The organism is Lentimicrobium saccharophilum, from assembly GCF_001192835.1.
GTDB lineage: Bacteria > Bacteroidota > Bacteroidia > Bacteroidales > Lentimicrobiaceae > Lentimicrobium > Lentimicrobium saccharophilum.
Window position 1 is genome coordinate 87,162 of sequence record NZ_DF968182.1, and the last position, 17,388, is coordinate 104,549.

Genomic DNA, 17,388 nt, shown 5'->3' on the forward strand with positions numbered 1-17,388 from the left:
GTTAATCATATTTCCTGATAATGAACCACCGTTCAAAGATGGAAAGACCCAAGGTGAAACGGACAAAGTTCTCTTTTATCAGATTTTCAGTTGTTGTACCCCTTGTCCCGATCTCCGCAGCAAGGTTGATTGTGGATCTGGTACGCGGGAGTGGTAGTCCAAATCCAAAACTTATGCCAAACTCATCAATCCGTTGATTTCTCAGTTCCAGGAAACTGTTTGAATACCTGAAACCTGCACGGTAAGTAATACGTTGAAAATAGTTTGAGACTGTTGAGACGGAAGGAGTGTACTGCCCCCCGACAGAGAACCTCATACTGTTTTTCAACGAGTCCGGTTGATCAAAGTAACGATATTTTTCCCACAATTGCAACTGGTAATCAGCCCCGACAAGCCATTTATCGGTTTTTGCCAGCGAAAATCCGAACCCTATATTGGCAGGAAGCAGAATATCCCCCTTCACGGAAGGTTCGTTCAGTACGGTATCAATCACATTGTCCACGCCTGCACTGGTAATAAAATAGCGGTATCCCAATCGGTTCTCGGTAGCACTGATTTTACTGTTGTTTCCGGCGACCAGTCCGGCACCCAGCTGAATCCCGTTACTGAAATTGTATTTGTAATACAGACCGTAATTCAGCATCAGGTCATGTATTTTGGTGGATGTCGAGATTTTATAATTCATCCTGTATGCTGAATCAGGGAAAGTGGTCGCGCTGAATTTCTCTATGGTTCCGAAAAGATAAGTCAGGTTAAATCCGGCGCTCAGCCTGCGGGTGATTGAGATGCTGTTTCCCCAGTAAAACTTGTTGATTCCTCCGCTACCCTCGTACTCACGGGAATAACTTCCCAAAACATCGTCAACCTGCTTGTCAATCATTTGATACCCGGTTCCGCTGTAAGGCAGCAGGCCGAGGCTGCTTCTCCACCAGCGGGTTACCGGAAACCCGAACAAGAGGTATCCCAGAGAGGTAAAATTGGCCGTTTGACTCAGGTTCTGTGTGATCAGTTTCGATTGCCGGGTGTAAGCCCCGATGTCAAATACAAATGACAGGGTGTCAAACGAAGTGTAGGTCGCAGGGTTGGCAGTATTGACAAAGAATGGAGAACTTACCCCATAGGATATTCCGCCCATTGCCATGTTATAAACACTGCTGTTGGGCATCAGGTCGCCAATGCCAAAGCGGGAATACGGGGAACTGATCCGGTTCTGCCCTGAGGCCTGAATGATGCAGAGGAGTAAAATCAGTGTCTGCAGCAGTGTAATAGCGCGTTTACTTTTCAAGATTGTAGTCGAGTATTTGTTTCAATCCGGTAATCACCAGATTGGGGGTTGCAAAGATGTTATTTTTCAGTTTTTTTTCAAAATAAAACATATCCCCTCCTGAAAGAATTATTTTTAGTTGGGGATACAGATGTAAGTATTCTTCAATGATACCGTCTGTTTCAGCCCTGATGCCATTGATTACTCCGGACAAAATAGATTCATCAGTTGTCCGCCCTGTCAGGTAATTGATTTCTACAGGGTTCAATAACGGTAAACGTTTTGTAAAATTATGCAGTGCCCTGAAACGGGTGGTGAGTCCCGGAGATATTGCCCCACCCTTGTATTCGCCCTGCCCGTTGATGAAATCAAAGGTTATGGCAGTGCCCATATCTATTACCAGCAGGTCGGAGCCCGGAAAAAGGTGCCTCGCGCCGGCAACCAATGCAATCCTGTCCCTCCCGAGCGTCTCGGGTGAAAGGTAGTGGTTTGTGAATGGCAGCGGGGTATCGTAGTCAAGGTTGATCCACCTGAAATTGCCCAGGGCCTTCATGTAAGGTCCGGGATCTCCCGCAACGGAACTGATAATGGCGCCCGACGGGATGAACTGTTCCGGAAGCAGCGCCTTAAGTTTTTCAGGATCCGGGTTTTCTGCTGTTTCGAGTAAAACTACGCGCCCGCCTTCATAAACAGCCAGTTTTGCCCTGGTATTGCCAAGATCAACGATGAGTCTGAAGGAATTGTCCTGAAGGCCTGAATTCATGCTGTTTTTTTGGTGATCAGCACAATGGGTGCCGCGCTCGTCGCAAAATATGGTGACGGGTTGCAAAATTACCTGATTTTCAGGCGAGGGAGAGAATTTTTTTTAAAATATTTGTTAAATTGAATATTTCTTGCTTACCTTTGCAGCCTCAAAACGGGGTATCGTAGCTCAGTAGGTAGAGCAACGGACTGAAAATCCGTGTGTCGCTGGTTCGATCCCGGCCGATACCACCGAAAGAAACCGGCGAAAGCCGGTTTTTTTGTTTAACGCGGTTTCTTTCTTGCCCCATCCCCTGGTGTTTCAGACAGCGCAAGCCACAATTGGTTATTGAGTAATGCCAGGTAAAGCGTTACTTTTTTTCAGGTCCTTTAAATCAGCACTGCTGGTGCCGAAGCCGTTGAAAATGGTGGAGAAGTGAAATACCGGATCTGTTTATTGTAACATTAAGCAAATCAGTCAGCCAGAATCAGTATTTTGTTGTTTTGTACCTGAAGGGTCCCCCCGTTGATTTCCAGGTATCGGATATTCTTGTCAGGGTCCACAATTTTAATCTTTCCCTTTTTCAGTGTTGCAATCATAGGCGCATGGTTGTGCATGATCTCAAATGATCCTGATTTACCAGGCAGTTGCACCAGGGTAACTTCGGCGTTGAAGAGGGTGGTTTCGGGGGTAATGATTTCGAGTTTCATAAACAGCAGCTTGCAGAAGCGAATTTATTTGGCTTCCATCATTTTCTTACCCTTTTCAATCGCTTCTTCAATGGTTCCGACCAGGTTAAAGGCCGCTTCGGGATATTCGTCCATCTCCCCGTCAAGGATCATTTTAAAGCCCTTGATGGTATCTTCAATGGCAACAAAAGTTCCCGGGATTCCGGTGAACTGGGTGGCCACATGGAAAGGCTGCGAAAGGAACCGCTGAACACGGCGGGCGCGGGAAACCACGAGTTTATCTTCATCCGAAAGTTCGTCCATTCCCAGGATGGCAATGATATCCTGGAGTTCCTTGTACCGCTGAAGGATTTCCTTCACCCTGAGGGCGGTGCGGTAATGATCTTCGCCAACAACATCGGGCGAAAGGATGCGTGAGGTGGAATCGAGGGGGTCAACGGCAGGATAGATACCCAACTCGGCGATTTTACGGCTGAGTACGGTGGTGGCGTCAAGGTGGGCAAAGGTGGTGGCCGGTGCCGGGTCGGTAAGGTCATCAGCAGGCACGTAAACCGCCTGCACCGAGGTGATGGAACCGCGTTTGGTAGAGGTAATGCGCTCCTGCATAATGCCCATTTCGGTTGCCAAGGTGGGCTGGTATCCCACCGCCGAAGGCATGCGGCCTAAAAGTGCTGACACTTCAGAACCTGCCTGGGTAAAGCGGAAAATATTATCTACAAAGAAAAGGATGTCGCGGCCGCCGGTTTTTTCATCTCCGTCGCGGAAATATTCAGCCATGGTAAGTCCCGACAAGGCAACCCTTGCGCGGGCTCCGGGAGGCTCATTCATCTGTCCGAACACCAGTGTCGCCTGCGATTTCATCAGTTCCTCGCGGTCAACCTTGCTGAGGTCCCATCCGCCTTTTTCCATATCTTCAAGGAATGCGTCACCATAACGGATAACGCCCGATTCAATCATTTCACGGAGCAGGTCGTTACCCTCCCGGGTACGTTCGCCTACGCCCGAAAAGACCGAAAGGCCTGAATAACGTTTGGCAATGTTGTTGATCAGCTCCATGATAATCACGGTTTTACCAACGCCGGCGCCACCGAACAAACCGATTTTTCCACCCTTTGCATAAGGTTCTATCAGGTCGATCACCTTGATGCCGGTATAAAGCACCTCACTCTGGGTGGTAAGGTTCTCAAACTTCGGGGGTTCACGGTGGATGGCATAGGTCTCCTGTCCGGAAACCGCGCCAAGTCCATCAATCGGCGCACCGATTACATTGAAAAGCCTGCCTTTCACATCTTCACCCACCGGCATTGAGATGGGCTGTCCCTTCGAAACCACCTTCATCCCGCGGTGCAGGCCGTCGGTTGAGTCCATGGCAATGGTCCTGATGGTGCTTTCTCCGATATCCTGCTGACATTCCAGCACGATCACGTGCCCTGTGTCGCTGGTGACTTCAAGGGCATCGTAAATATTCGGTAAAACGGATTTCTGATCAAAGGACACATCCACTACGGGGCCAATAATCTGTGATATTCTGCCAATTACGGGTTCGGCCATGATTTGTTTATTGAAATATTGAAAGTGAGCAAATTTAACAAACAATCGATTTATACAAATGTTCAGGGATAAATTATCCGGGACTCAACACCGGAAATGTCCCGGCTTTGATTCAGGCCAATCTCAGGGAATACCGGTTACGGACGGGAAGATGCGCGCGTTTATAATTTTTGGAAGGTGGTAACGTTTTAATTTTTTGTATTTTGGCTGCCCGGTCTCAGATAATGACGAGGTTTATTTTCCTGATCAGGCCGGTACTACAGAAATTTTATCAATAAATCATCATATCTATGCGAAAAAACAGTTTGAATGCCTTGCTTGTTGTGGCGGGGCTATTGTTGGCAGGCCCCCTTTTGGCCTGTACGAATTTCCTGGTGACCAAAGGTGCCAGTGCCGATGGTTCTACCATGATTACCTATGCTGCTGACTCACATGTGCTTTACGGAGAGCTGTATTTCAGACCGGCAGCAGATTATCCCGAAGGTACCATGCTTGATGTATATGAATGGGATACAGGTAAATATCTCGGGAAGATAAAACAGGCAAAGCATACCTGGTCCGTTGTAGGTAATATAAACGAGCATCAGGTGGCCATCGGTGAAACCACCTATGGCGGATTGCCTGAACTGGTTGATACTACCGGAATCATTGATTACGGCAGCCTGATGTATATCACCCTCCAAAGGGCAAAAACCGCACGTGAAGCCATCCGCATTATGGGCGAACTGGTTGCCGAATATGGTTACTACAGTTCGGGAGAATCCTTCTCGATTTCCGATCCCAATGAAGTGTGGATCCTTGAGATGATCGGCAAGGGGTCGCCTCAGGTGGTAAAGGACAAAAGAGGGCGCACCCGTACCGTTCATAATAAAGGAGCCGTGTGGGTAGCCATGCGCATTCCTGACGGGTACATCTCGGGCCATGCCAACCAGGCACGTATCACCACTTTCCCGCTGAATGACCCGGAAAATTGCATCTACTCACCGGATGTTATCAGTTTCGCTAGAGAGAAGGGCTATTATACAGGCGCCGATCAGGATTTCAGTTTCTCTGACACTTATGCGCCCCTCGACTTCGGAGCCGCCCGCTTTTGTGAAGCAAGGGTCTGGGCCGGTTTCAACCAGGTGAGCAGCGGAATGGATAAATACGCGGATTATGCCAAAGGACATGACCTGAAGAACCGCATGCCGCTCTGGGTTAAACCCGACAGAAAACTTACCGTAAGAGATGTGATCGGTATGATGCGGGATTATTATCAGGGAACTGAACTGGATATGACAAAGGATGTCGGGGCCGGGCCTTATCAGTCGATCGTCCGCTGGAGACCGATGACCTGGAAAGTGGACGGGGAAACCTATTTCCACGAAAGGGCCATCTCTACCCAGCAGACCGGCTTTTCCTTTGTTGCCCAATCGCGCGGATGGCTGCCCGATCCCGTTGGCGGCATTCTTTGGTTCAGTGTCGACGATACTTACAGCACCGTATATGTACCGATGTATTGCGGAATTACGCAAGTGCCTGAAACATACGCTGTTGGCAATGGCAGCATGATGGAGTTTTCCGACAATTCCGCTTTCTGGGTTTTCAACCAGGTTTCGAACCTTGCCTATACACGCTACAAAGACATGATTGCAGACATTCAGAAGGTGCAGTCGGCGCTCGAAGGTAAATTCATCTCCTATACGGATGTGGTCGACAAAGCGGCGGTTGAATTGTATCAGAAAGATCCTGCCAAGGCACGTGAATTCCTCACGGATTATTCCGTAAATCAGGGAAACAGCACGGTGATGCGCTGGAAAGAACTTTACCGCTACCTTTTTACCAAATATCTCGATGGAAATGTAAAAGTTAAGGACGGAAACAATCAGAATCCGAAAGTTAAATTCCCGGGTTATGATGAGTCCTATTACCGTATGATCATCGAGAAAACCGGTGATAAGTTCAAATACCAGGGGGGAAGCCATTAATAAATAAAGGTACCGCCGATTTATCTGAAAAGGGGGATATTTCCTATAAGGATTTATCCCCCTGTTGTTTATCGTGTTTAACCCATAAAATAAAATATGCGGAATCTCTTTAAAATCTGTAATTTTGCACACGGTTTTACGTTCCTTAATAAGGAATCAACTTCAAGGATGATCTGCAATAAAACTGCTGAAATATGGACAGTATGAATGATATCAACGTTGGCAACAAAAGCCGCAACAAATCATTGATCATTATCGTTATACTTCTTGCCGCGCTGGCATTGCTGACCTGGCTTTATCTTTCGACCCGTTCGCGCCTGGGTTCATTGCTCGAGGAAAAAGAAAAGCAAAGGGTTGAATTGCAGCATGAACTTGACTCCCTCATCACAGAACACAACAATATTAAGTTGGAGTACGGGACTTTCTCTGATTCACTGGTGGCCAAGGATAGCATTATTCAGGCGAACGCATTGGAAATCAGGAAACTGCTTGATACCCAGTATGAGTTCTACAAAGTCAAGAAGAAACTCGATCGGTTACGCTCGATTTCTCAGGGTTACCTGAAGCAGATAGATTCGCTCTATACGGTAAACCAGGAACTGAAAGCCGAAAATGAACAAATCCGTTCGAGCTATCAGATGGAACAGCAAAAGAGCAGCTCGTTGCTGAAGGACAAGGAAGCCCTTACCGAAAAAGTGACCATGGCCGCTGTGCTCAGGGCCTACAAGATAACAGCGTCGGGAGTTCGCGGCAGTGGCGACAAGGAACGTATAACCGATAAGGCCAAGCGCGTGGAAAAGATCAAGGTTTGCTTTACCCTTGGCGAAAATCCCCTGCTTTCGGCCGGGGCCAAAGATATCTACGTCCGCATCGCGCGGCCCGACAAAATAATCCTTGCCAGGGGCCGGGGTGATGATTATTCGTTTAGTTATAAAGGGGAAATCCTCCAATATACCATGCGCGAAACTGTAAATTACCAGAACCAGGCCATGGATATCTGCACATACTGGATTAACCGCTCCGCAAAAGAAAACCTTCCCGAAGGAGTATATGTGGTTTCGGTTTATGCTGAAGACTTCGAGATCGGTCAAACCAGTTTTGAACTCAAATAGAAATTTCTGCATACTTATCAGTTTCTCAGATGCCGGCTGTTTTGTCCGGCATTTTTTTTGATCCCGGATTCAATCAACCTCCCTGAAGCCGGCAGGCCAGATCAAGCGGTAAGCTGGTCGTGCATTGATTTCAAAGTTTTCGGAGAGGTTGGCACCGGAAGACAACATCCGGCAGCATATTTTACCTACCTGTCTTTGCCATGCAAGGAGTATGTTATCCGTTCAGACTTTCATAGTCTTGCTATTGTTTAATCAGGGCTTTTCAAGATCGCGCCCATCCATGGCAATTTACCCTTCTTTAAAATGCCCGGTCCCGTTCATCCCTTGTTTCCATCCGTTCATCTGATAAAATATTGTATTCACCGATAATAAGTTTAACAGTTTTTCGGGCTGAAATACTTTTGTTCCGGAAAACAACAGGACGAACGAACAATCTACACGCGGAAACGTTTAATGACACTTATGTTTCCTGACAATTCCAAAACCATTGATGCCATGGATGATAAACTGCTCACGATTATTGATGCTTCCGGGATGCTTTTCCGTAAATACGGAATCCGCAGCATTTCGATGGACGATATATCAAGGGAGCTGGGCATGTCAAAAAAGACGTTGTATCAATATGTTGACAACAAACCCGATCTGATTGAAAAACTGCTCAGAAGGCAGGTTGAGTGCAGCAATGCGTGTGTTGTAGATTCTGCCGGAAGCATGAATGCAATTGATATTCTGTTGCATGTAAGCGTGAAGATCAGCGAAGAAATCAGGGAGATGAACCCGGTGATTGCTTTTGATCTTGAGAAATACTATCCGGCATTGTACAGGGCTTTTGTGCAGGCCAAGCGCGATCATGTTTACCTCAAAATCAAGGAGAATCTTGAGCAGGGGGTAATGGAAGGCATCTATCGCGATGACCTCAATGCCGACCTGGTTGCAAAACTGTATGTTCAGAAACTGATAGATGTTCATGATCCTGAGTTTTTGTCTTCTGTTGATTTTTCACAGGAAAAGGTCTTTCAGGTAATGTTCGACAACCACATCCGGGGCATTGCCAATGCTGATGGACTGGCCTACTACGAAAAGAAGAAAAGTGAAATGGGTCTTTAACTATATAAACCACAACAACTCAAGCCTGTGAAATGAAAAAGATGAAGATAAAAACCTCTGTTATTTTACTAATGGGGTTACTGCTGATGTCAGGAATTCCGGCAACAGCGCAGCAAACGGTCACCCTGAGCCTGAAGCAGGCCCGTGAGATCGCCGCGGAGCGGGCCTTTACCGTGAGGCAGTCAGACGCGGATGTTGAAACAGCCAGACAGCAGGTAAAGGAGCTGACGGCTACCGGTCTGCCTCAGGTAAACGCAAGTGTCGGATACAACGACAACATTGGCCTTCCTGTCCAATTGGTACCCGGTGATTTTTTCGGGCAGCCGGGGCAGGATATAGAAGTGCAGTTTGGCACGAAATACAGCGGAAATGCCGGCCTAAGTGTAAATCAGCTGATCTTCAGCGGTTCCTATCTGGTTGGATTGCAGGCTGCACGCACTTTTCTTGCAAAAAGCGAAGAAGAGCGTAAAAAAAGCGTGGTGGATATAAAGAAGACGGTTTCGGAAGCCTATTTTCTGGTTCTTGCCACCCAGGAAGGGATCAGGATACTGGATTCTACCCTGGCCATTACAGAGAAACTGGCCGGCGAAACCAGGATTATATACGAAAACGGACTTACGGAAGAAACCGAATACGATCAGCTTCAGCTGATGGTTTCCGAACTTCAGGTAAACAGGGCCAATGCCCTGAATCAACTTTCGGTTGCGCGGAGTTTTCTGAAATATCACCTTGGGCTTCCGGGAAACAGCGAAGTAATACTTACCCAGACCATGGGTGAACTTATTGACGAAATGGCTCCGGCCGCCTTGCTCGACAGGTCATTTACTCCGGGCGGCAATATTGACTTCCGCATACTGAAAAAGCAACAGGAACTGGCCTATCTGGACCTCAGAAGACAAAAGAGCCTTTACCTGCCTTCCGTTTCGGCATTCCTGAATTACCAGACCCAGGCGCAGCGGGCAGAATGGGATTTCTTTGATCCGCTGGGCAAATGGTACTCAAGTTCGGTCTGGGGGATAAATATGAACATCCCCATTTTCAGCAGCGGGGAGCGGATGGCTAAAGTCAGGCAGGCCAGGGTTCAGGTGGAAAAAACACATATTGCCGAGGAGCAGGTGGGCAGCAGCCTCAGAATTCAACACGAGAATGCGGGAAGCGAATTGCGGAACGCCCTGCTTACCTATGGTACAACAAAGCAGAACCGCGAACTCTCGGGGAAAATATACCTGCGTACAAGTATTAAATTTCAGGAAGGGATGGCCGGCAGCCTCGATCTGATGAATGCCCACAATCAATACCTGAATTCACAATCACAATACATCAGCGCTTCTCTCAATGTGCTTAACAGAAGCGTGGCGATGGAAAGCCTGCTTGAAAATCCGGAATAGAAAAGCAAAAACCCTGAAATATCCATGAAAACAAAAATCTTCAAAATATTACCTCAAATGAAAAAAGTCATTTCACTCATCGCCATTGCAGGCATGCTGGTAGTATCATCCTGCAGACAGGATAATAGTCCTGAGGCCCTGCGGAAACAACTCGATGCCTATCACAAAGAATCGAAGGAAATCGATATCAGGATCAAAGAACTGGAAAAACAACTGGCAGGGCTGGAGAATGGCAGTGATAAAGTCAATCGTATCCCCGTTGTGCTTGAGGAGGTTGCTCCCGGCTTGTTTGAACATTATGTCGAAGCCGGCGGGAATGTTGAAGCGGTGCGCGAAGCCTTTATCAGTCCGGAAATCAGTGGACAGATTACAACGATATATGTGAAGGAAGGCGACAAGGTTCAGAAAGGTCAGCTACTGGCTCAGCTCAACACACAGGTTACCCGTAAGTCGATAGAGGAGGTTCAGACCTCCCTGAAACTGGCCACCGATCTTTTTCAGCGTCAGCAGCGGTTATGGGATCAGAAAATCGGCTCAGAGATGCAGTACCTGGAAGCGAAAAATAACAAGGAAAGCCTTGAAAACCGCCTTGCAACCCTCAACGCTCAACTGGATATGGCGAGGGTGGTATCACCGGTTTCAGGGGTGGTTGAGCGGGTTGCACAGAAAAACGGAGAGCTGGCCATGCCCGGCATGACCATGATCCATGTGATCAATCTTGACGAGCTCTTTGTTAAAGCAAATGTCTCTGAAGCGCTGCTGCCCTTCATCAGGAAAGGTGATGAAATAGTGCTGAAGTTCCCCTCATATCCTGAAGTTTCCAGAAAACTCAGGGTCGACAGGATTGGCAGCAACATCAATCCCGGCAACAGGACATTTGAAGTGCAGGTGAAGTTTGACAATACTGACGGAACCATCAAGCCCAATATGATGGCCTCACTGCTGATCAACGATTACCGGAACGAACAGGCATTGATTATCCCTTCGCGCCTTATCAAGGAAGACCTGAAGGGCAAATACATCTATACCGCGAAAAGCAACAGCCCTGATTTCGTCGCGCAGAAGGTTTACATACAGGCCGGAAGAAGCTTTCTTGGCCGTACCGAAGTCATCTCGGGACTCAAAGAGGGTGATAAGATCATTCAGGACGGATTTAACCGGGTAAGTGACGGGGTATATCTTTCTGTTGACTCAGTAAAAACGGCAAAATAATACTACAATGTCAGAACAAAACAGTAAACCCAGGAATTTCGGACTGACTACCTGGGCGCTCAGAAATAAGAATACGGTATTCCTGCTGATGTCAATTCTGATGTTTTTCGGGATATACTCCTACACTTCGCTGCCCAAGGAACTTTTTCCCGATATCGTGATCCCGACGGTAATGGTTCAGACCATATATCCCGGGAACCCGCCGGTGGATATTGAGAACCTTATTACCCGTCATCTGGAGAAGGAAATCGAGTCTGTTGACGGCATCAAAGAACTATCCTCCACTTCAAGCCAGGATGTATCAAATATTTTTGTTGAATTCAACACGGATGTGGATATCAAAACCGCGCTTCAGGATGTTAAGGACGCTGTTGATAAGGCAAAAAATGACCTTCCGTCGGATTTGCTGGAGGATCCCATGGTTACGGATATCGACTTTACCGAGTTTCCCATTATAAACATCAACCTCTCGGGCGATTACAGCATCAATGAATTGAAATCCTATGCCGAATATCTGGAAGATGAAATAGAAACATTTCAGGAGGTTTCAAAGGTTGAGATCAAAGGTGTAACGGAAAAGGAAATTAAGGTACAGGTGGATCAGCACAAGCTGGATGCCATGGAATTGAGTTTCGGGGATATAGAAAGCGCGATAAAGAATGAGAATGTTTCCATGTCGGGCGGCGATGTCAGGGTAGGCCGCGATCGTCGTGCTTTAAGGATAGCCGGGGAGTTCACTTCGGTGGAGGAAATTGCCGGTATCATCATCAAGCATGAGGATGGCAACATTGTATATCTGCGCGATGTGGCCGATATAAGTTTTGGCTTTGAGGACCCTGACAGTTATGCAAGGCTGAACAGGCAGCCGGTCGTTTCGCTGCAGGTAGTGAAAAAGGGCGGTGAAAACCTGCTGAATGCAACGAAAAAGGTTTTCGAACTGCTCGACGATGCCAGGGCTTCCAAAGCCATTCCCCAGGACCTTGTCATTACCATTACCAACGACCAGTCGGAGGAGATCCGCAACCAGCTGAGCAACCTCGAGAACAGTATGATCATGGGAATTATATTCGTGATCGGTATCCTGTTTTTCTTCCTGGGAACCCGGAATTCACTCTTTGTGGCATTATCCATTCCGCTTTCCATGTTTATCTCATTCATGGTCATGGGCCTGATGGACTTCCGGATCAATATGATGGTGCTTTTCTCCCTGATCCTTGCCCTGGGTATGCTCGTCGACAACGCCATCGTGGTTATTGAAAACTTCCACCGTTTTACCGATGAATTGGGTTTAAAGCCTTTTGAAGCTGCCCGCAGGGCTGTAGGAGAAATTGCGGTACCCGTCATCACCTCAACGGCCACTACCCTGGCCGCATTTTTTCCGCTGATTTTCTGGGATTCCATCATGGGTGAGTTTATGAAGTATCTTCCGCTGACCCTGATCATTACACTTACTGCTTCCCTGTTTTCGGCCCTGGTAATTATACCGGTGGTAGCAATGGTTTTCTATAAAAAAGAGGACATTAACGACCGACCCGAGGTACGCAGGACGCTCATTGTGGCCGGTGCCATGACCGGTGTTGCCATTCCGCTTTACATTGCAGGCTTAAATATGCCGGCAAACCTGCTGGTATTGTTCGCCCTGATCGGAATAGCCAATTTGTTGTTTCTCAACCGCCTTGCACGCTGGTTTCAGACAGTGCTGCTGGTGTGGGTCGAGAACTTGTATGCAAAAACACTGGCATTTGCCCTGAAACGGAGGAATGCCCTTTGGGTATTCACCGGCAGTTTTGTATTGATGTTCCTGACGATGGGCTTTTACTTCGGCAGCAATCCCAAAGTTATCTTCTTCCCTTCCGGAGAACCGAAGTATATCAACATTCTGGCTGAACTTCCCCTGGGAACTGATATTGATTTTACCGATTCACTGATGAATGTAATTGAGAATGATGTTGACAGGATTCTGGCGCCGGAAAAAAAGATCATTAAATCAGTGCTCACCAATGTGGGTAGTGGTGCTGTTGGCGAAAATGAAGGTTTTTCAGGCAGGGGGGGAGGCCCCAACCGCGGACTGATAACGGTAACTTTCCTCGATTATAAGGACAGGGCTGGCATTCATACCGACGAACTGCTGAAGCGCTTGTCAGACAGCCTGCTGGGGGTATATCCGGGTGTGGTTATGACCATAGAGAAGCAGAATGAAGGGCCTCCGGTCGGGAAAGCCATCAACATTGAAATCGCAGGAAGGGATTTCAACAAACTGCTTGATGTTACCGATGAGGCCATCAACAGGATGAACGCCTCCCGCATTCCCGGCATTGAGGGTCTGCAGATTGACCTTGATCTGGGTCAGCCTGAGATGAATGTGACCATTGACCGTGAAAAGGCCCGCCGCTTCGGTCTATCAACCGGGCAGATCGCTTCAACCATACGTACGGCTGTATTCGGCAGCGAAGTTTCAAAATTTAAACTGGGAGAGGATGATTATCCGATACAACTCAGGATGAAAGATGAATACCGTTACAATGTGGCTTCAGTCCTTAACCAGCGCATTACCTTCCGCGACCAGGCTTCCGGAAAAATCGTACAGGTGCCGGTGTCCGCGGTGGCCGATGTTTCACTCAGTTCTACCTATGGTTCGGTTTTGCGCAAGGACCGGAACAGAGTGATCACCATCTGGTCGAATGTGATCGAAGGGTACAATGCCACTGAGATCAACGATCAGTTGAAACCTATTCTGGCCGATATGGATTTCCCCGAAGGGTACAACTACCGTTTTACAGGCGAACAGGAAGAGCAGGCGGAATCCATGGCATTCCTCGTCAGGGCGCTGCTGATTGCTGTAGCCGTTATTCTGCTGATCCTGGTGGGACAATTCAACTCTGTGGTAAAGCCATTCATCATCCTCATCAGTGTGCTGCTGAGCACCATCGGGGTTTTCGGCGGTTTGGCCACCTTCGGAATGAACTTCGTGGTGATCATGACAGGTGTCGGTATCGTATCTCTCGCCGGTGTGGTGGTGAATAACGCCATCGTACTGATTGATTATATCGGCTTGCTGAAAGCCAACAAGAAAACGGAAATGGGCATTGCCCTCAGCGATGATCTCCCGGTAAAGGAATCCATCGCCTGCGTGATCCAGGCCGGCAGAACCCGACTCCGTCCGGTATTGCTTACCGCTGTAACTACCATTCTCGGACTTATACCGCTGGCCGTAGGATTGAACATAGATTTTGAGGGCCTTTTCGCAAGATTTGACCCGGACATTTATTTCGGAGGCGACAACGCAATTTTCTGGGGGCCGCTCTCCTGGACGGTCATCTTCGGGCTTACCTTTGCCACTTTTCTTACCCTCGTGGTCGTGCCGGCCATGTATCATCTCTTTTATATGGTCCGGCTTAAAGTAAGGGCTTTCGCTGGCAGAAAAGCTTAGTTTTGTCAGTTTTTACTTTAAACGGGATGCATTGGTCATCCCGTTTTTCCGTTTTTATAAGCCGGCGCCGGGGAAGGCTGATTAAAATCCTGACCCATACAATAAAATCTGCAAATTTTTTGTTGATATATGTAAATAGTAACATGTGAAGCGGCCTGAGCTCCCGCTTCTGAAAACCTGAAATTATGTTCAATACCACCCGGATGGGGAAACGCAGGTCATACCTTGCATGGATACTGGTATTTTTGCAGTTTTTGCTGATCGGACTGATACTGCTGACCAGTCCTGTCACCAATCTGAAGTTGTGGGTCATTGGGTTTATCCTTGCCGGCATCGCGTTGGGGCTTTATGCCATTTATACCATCAGAATCGGAAATTTTAACATCAGCCCTCATGTTAAACCACACGGAAGGATGGTTGCCCACGGGCCTTACCGGCTAATGCGCCATCCGATGTACACGGCCATATTACTGACCATCTGGCCAATGGTAGCCGGGCATTTCAGCTATATCAGGCTGGCGTTCGCCATTGCCCTGACCATCGTGCTTGTTGTGAAACTCCACATCGAGGAAGATTACCTGAAAAAAGCCTTTATTCCTTACCGGGAGTATACCCGGAGCACCTTCAGGCTGATTCCCTTTATCTGGTAAAAAGCGGAGCGGTGTGGCGGGTCGCTTAAACCGCCCGCCAGCCGCCTTTCCCGGATAAAGATTCTATCCGATTTATGGATTAAGCAAATGTTTTCTCCCTGATGCGCAGGAAGAACTGTTCGATCAGTTTCGACAGCAGGGTGCCTGCAATAATTGTAACTGCCAGATAAAGCACCCCTCCGGTTTTAAGGTTCAGCACTTTTTCGATGAAATCGCTGAGCAGCAGGTGCCACACGTAGATAGAGTAAGAGTAAATACCGATGGATGAGATCATCCGGATCAGCCAGCCGGCCGGCCTGAACTTGCCGATGGCCGCAGTCAGGTCACCTTTGGCAGCATAGGCGGTGAAGACGGCAAATCCTAAGTGAATAACGTTAAATCCCAGGGTGTTGAAAAACATGCTCCCTGCCCTGACAAAAAACAGGGGGCTGATCAGCGCGAAACCGGCAATCAGCAAAACGGGCTTATACTTATGGGTAAATGCGTGAAAGCCTTCAGTAAAATGAAACAGGTACGACAGCAGAACGCCCAGCAGCAAACCATCCATCCGCAGGTGAGTGTAGTAGATTTCCAGGTAGGGCTCGTGACGGTGGACGAAGAAGTAATGCATCCGCAACAGCGTAACAAGCAGAATGGAAGATATGAGTATTCCGGTCATCAGCCTGCGGTTATCAAGCCATTTTGCCCGCAGCATCAGAAAAACGAAAAGGGAGAGCAGCAGGTAAAAGTGCTCTTCAATGGCCAGCGACCAGGTGTGCATAAAGCAGCCCTGAAGATAATTCTGCAGGAAAAGGACTTCCGCCAGCATGTCCTTCATTGGGAACGTATGGCCGTTGATCCATGCATTGAAGAGAAAGGCGGTTATCAGGAATACATAAAACGTGGGATAGATTTTAAATCCCCTTCTGATCAGAAAGCGTCCGATCCTGACCCTGCCATACTTTTTGAATTCCGAAAAGAGCAGACCTGAAACCAGGAAACCGCTGAGCACAAAAAACAGGTCAACGCCTGCCCAGCCGGCACGGGCAAAGTTATTGTACCAGGCCGAATGCCTGAAAAGTACTCCCAGTATGGCGAGGCCGCGAAGAAAATCAAGATCGGGAATGCGTTTGCCCGCCATGCGCCGGTTTCATTGGTATGGTATTGCAGATAACCCTTAAATACTGATTATTTCAGTCTATTGCCAGGCCGATTCAAACTGCTGCAGAAAACGTACATCGTTTTCGGAGAACATGCGCAGGTCTTTTACATTGAAAACCAGGTTGGTGATGCGTTCGATGCCGATGCCGAAGGCGAAGCCTGAATAGACTTCCGGGTCGATGCCGCAGTTTTTCAGCACATTGGGATTCACCATGCCACAGCCGAGGATTTCCACCCAGCCGGTGTATTTGCAGAAGCCGCAACCTTTACCGCCGCAAAGGTTGCATGAAATATCCATTTCGGCCGATGGCTCGGTAAACGGGAAGTAAGACGGCCTCAACCGGATACGGGTATCGGGGCTGAACATCTCTTTGGCAAAATAGAGCAGGGTCTGGCGCAGGTCGGCAAAGCTTACATTCTTATCCACATACAATCCTTCCACCTGGTGGAAGAAGCAGTGGGCGCGGGCCGAGATGGCCTCGTTGCGGTAAACCCTTCCGGGGAAGGTCATACGGATGGGCGGCCGGGTATTTTCCATCACCCTCACCTGAACGCTCGAGGTGTGCGTGCGCAGCACCACATCAGGGTCCTTTTCAACAAAAAAGGTGTCCTGCATATCGCGGGCCGGGTGTTCCGGGGCAAAGTTCAGGGCTGAGAAGTTGTGCCAGTCGTCTTCAATCTCCGGCCCTTCGGCCACGGTATACCCGATGCGCGAAAAGATGTCGAGGATGCGGTTGCGGATAATCATCAAAGGGTGACGCGAACCAGCATCGCGGAAATTCACCGGCAGGGTAAGATCCTGCTCCGGAGTTGAAGCAGCATGCTGTTCTTCAAGACTTTCGCGCAGGCTGTCGATTTTCTGCTGGATTTTGCCCTTCAGCTCATTCAGCAACACCCCCATTTCGCGGCGCTCCTCTGCAGCCACGTTTTTAAAGTCGGCGAACAGATCATTCAGTATGCCCTTTTTCCCTGAATATTTGATCCTGAACTGTTCCAGTTCATCTTTTGTTTTGGCTGTAAATAGATCAATTTCAGCCAGGTATTGATTGATTTTTTCTTTCATTCAGTAAAATATTTGCCGTTAAGGCATCGGGGTATGAAGGTTCACGAAGTAAGCGGAACCGGCCGGAAATAAA

At 48.1% G+C, this 17,388-nt stretch carries 13 protein-coding genes and 1 tRNA gene; 8 read left to right on the top strand and 6 right to left on the bottom strand.

From position 1 onward, the window contains the following. Window position 1 precedes the first annotated feature (1 nt). Together TBC1_RS00270 and TBC1_RS00275 are read right to left on the bottom strand one after the other, a co-directional pair. Window positions 2-1,285: a hypothetical protein gene (locus TBC1_RS00270; RefSeq protein ID WP_062036838.1), complete on the bottom strand. Its 1,284-nt coding sequence runs from the start codon at window positions 1,283-1,285 to the stop codon at window positions 2-4. Continuing rightward, window positions 1,275-2,027 (bottom strand): type III pantothenate kinase, encoded by a 753-nt coding sequence (locus tag TBC1_RS00275; RefSeq protein WP_137305318.1) that lies wholly within the window; start codon window positions 2,025-2,027, stop codon window positions 1,275-1,277. The genes TBC1_RS00270 and TBC1_RS00275 overlap by 11 nt, the downstream gene beginning before the upstream one ends. Window positions 2,028-2,184: 157 nt before the next feature. Between TBC1_RS00275 and TBC1_RS00280 the strand changes: the two genes are divergently transcribed. After that, window positions 2,185-2,257 (top strand) — tRNA-Phe (locus tag TBC1_RS00280). Between the two features lie 222 nt (window positions 2,258-2,479). On the opposite strand, the gene atpC is transcribed toward TBC1_RS00280, so the two are convergent. Continuing rightward, on the bottom strand, window positions 2,480-2,716 hold the full coding sequence (gene atpC, locus TBC1_RS00285; protein WP_062036844.1) for an ATP synthase F1 subunit epsilon: 237 nt from the start codon (window positions 2,714-2,716) through the stop codon (window positions 2,480-2,482). Window positions 2,717-2,740: 24 nt separating this feature from the next. Beyond that, window positions 2,741-4,246, bottom strand: coding sequence for a F0F1 ATP synthase subunit beta (gene atpD, locus TBC1_RS00290; protein WP_062036847.1), 1,506 nt, complete (start codon window positions 4,244-4,246; stop codon window positions 2,741-2,743). Between the two features lie 290 nt (window positions 4,247-4,536). Here atpD and TBC1_RS00295 point away from each other — a divergent pair, with 290 nt between their 5' ends. The 7 genes from TBC1_RS00295 (at window position 4,537) to TBC1_RS00325 (ending at window position 15,112) form a co-directional block, all read left to right on the top strand. After that, a complete protein-coding gene (locus tag TBC1_RS00295; RefSeq protein ID WP_062036849.1) occupies window positions 4,537-6,213 on the top strand; it encodes a dipeptidase in 1,677 nt (558 codons plus the stop codon). Between the two features lie 194 nt (window positions 6,214-6,407). Next, window positions 6,408-7,325: a hypothetical protein gene (locus TBC1_RS00300; RefSeq protein ID WP_062036851.1), complete on the top strand. Its 918-nt coding sequence runs from the start codon at window positions 6,408-6,410 to the stop codon at window positions 7,323-7,325. A gap of 462 nt (window positions 7,326-7,787) precedes the next feature. Further along, window positions 7,788-8,432, top strand: coding sequence for a TetR/AcrR family transcriptional regulator (locus TBC1_RS00305; protein WP_062036853.1), 645 nt, complete (start codon window positions 7,788-7,790; stop codon window positions 8,430-8,432). 32 nt (window positions 8,433-8,464) lie between these two features. After that, the gene (locus TBC1_RS00310) at window positions 8,465-9,820 is read left to right on the top strand and encodes a TolC family protein (RefSeq protein WP_082189416.1); all 1,356 of its coding nucleotides are present in this window, start codon (window positions 8,465-8,467) and stop codon (window positions 9,818-9,820) included. A 57-nt stretch (window positions 9,821-9,877) separates the two neighbouring features. After that, window positions 9,878-11,032 (top strand): efflux RND transporter periplasmic adaptor subunit, encoded by a 1,155-nt coding sequence (locus TBC1_RS00315; RefSeq protein WP_172668784.1) that lies wholly within the window; start codon window positions 9,878-9,880, stop codon window positions 11,030-11,032. A gap of 7 nt (window positions 11,033-11,039) precedes the next feature. Then, on the top strand, window positions 11,040-14,462 hold the full coding sequence (locus TBC1_RS00320) for an efflux RND transporter permease subunit (protein ID WP_062036863.1): 3,423 nt from the start codon (window positions 11,040-11,042) through the stop codon (window positions 14,460-14,462). Between the two features lie 185 nt (window positions 14,463-14,647). Next, window positions 14,648-15,112 (top strand): methyltransferase family protein, encoded by a 465-nt coding sequence (locus TBC1_RS00325; protein WP_062036866.1) that lies wholly within the window; start codon window positions 14,648-14,650, stop codon window positions 15,110-15,112. Window positions 15,113-15,191: 79 nt separating this feature from the next. On the opposite strand, the gene TBC1_RS00330 is transcribed toward TBC1_RS00325, so the two are convergent. Both TBC1_RS00330 and pheS read right to left on the bottom strand, forming a co-directional pair. Continuing rightward, on the bottom strand, window positions 15,192-16,232 hold the full coding sequence (locus TBC1_RS00330) for an acyltransferase family protein (RefSeq protein ID WP_062036869.1): 1,041 nt from the start codon (window positions 16,230-16,232) through the stop codon (window positions 15,192-15,194). A 57-nt stretch (window positions 16,233-16,289) separates the two neighbouring features. Then, window positions 16,290-17,315, bottom strand: a complete 1,026-nt coding sequence (gene pheS / locus TBC1_RS00335; RefSeq protein ID WP_062036872.1) for a phenylalanine--tRNA ligase subunit alpha — start codon at window positions 17,313-17,315, stop codon at window positions 16,290-16,292. Between the last annotated feature and the right edge of the window lie 73 nt (window positions 17,316-17,388).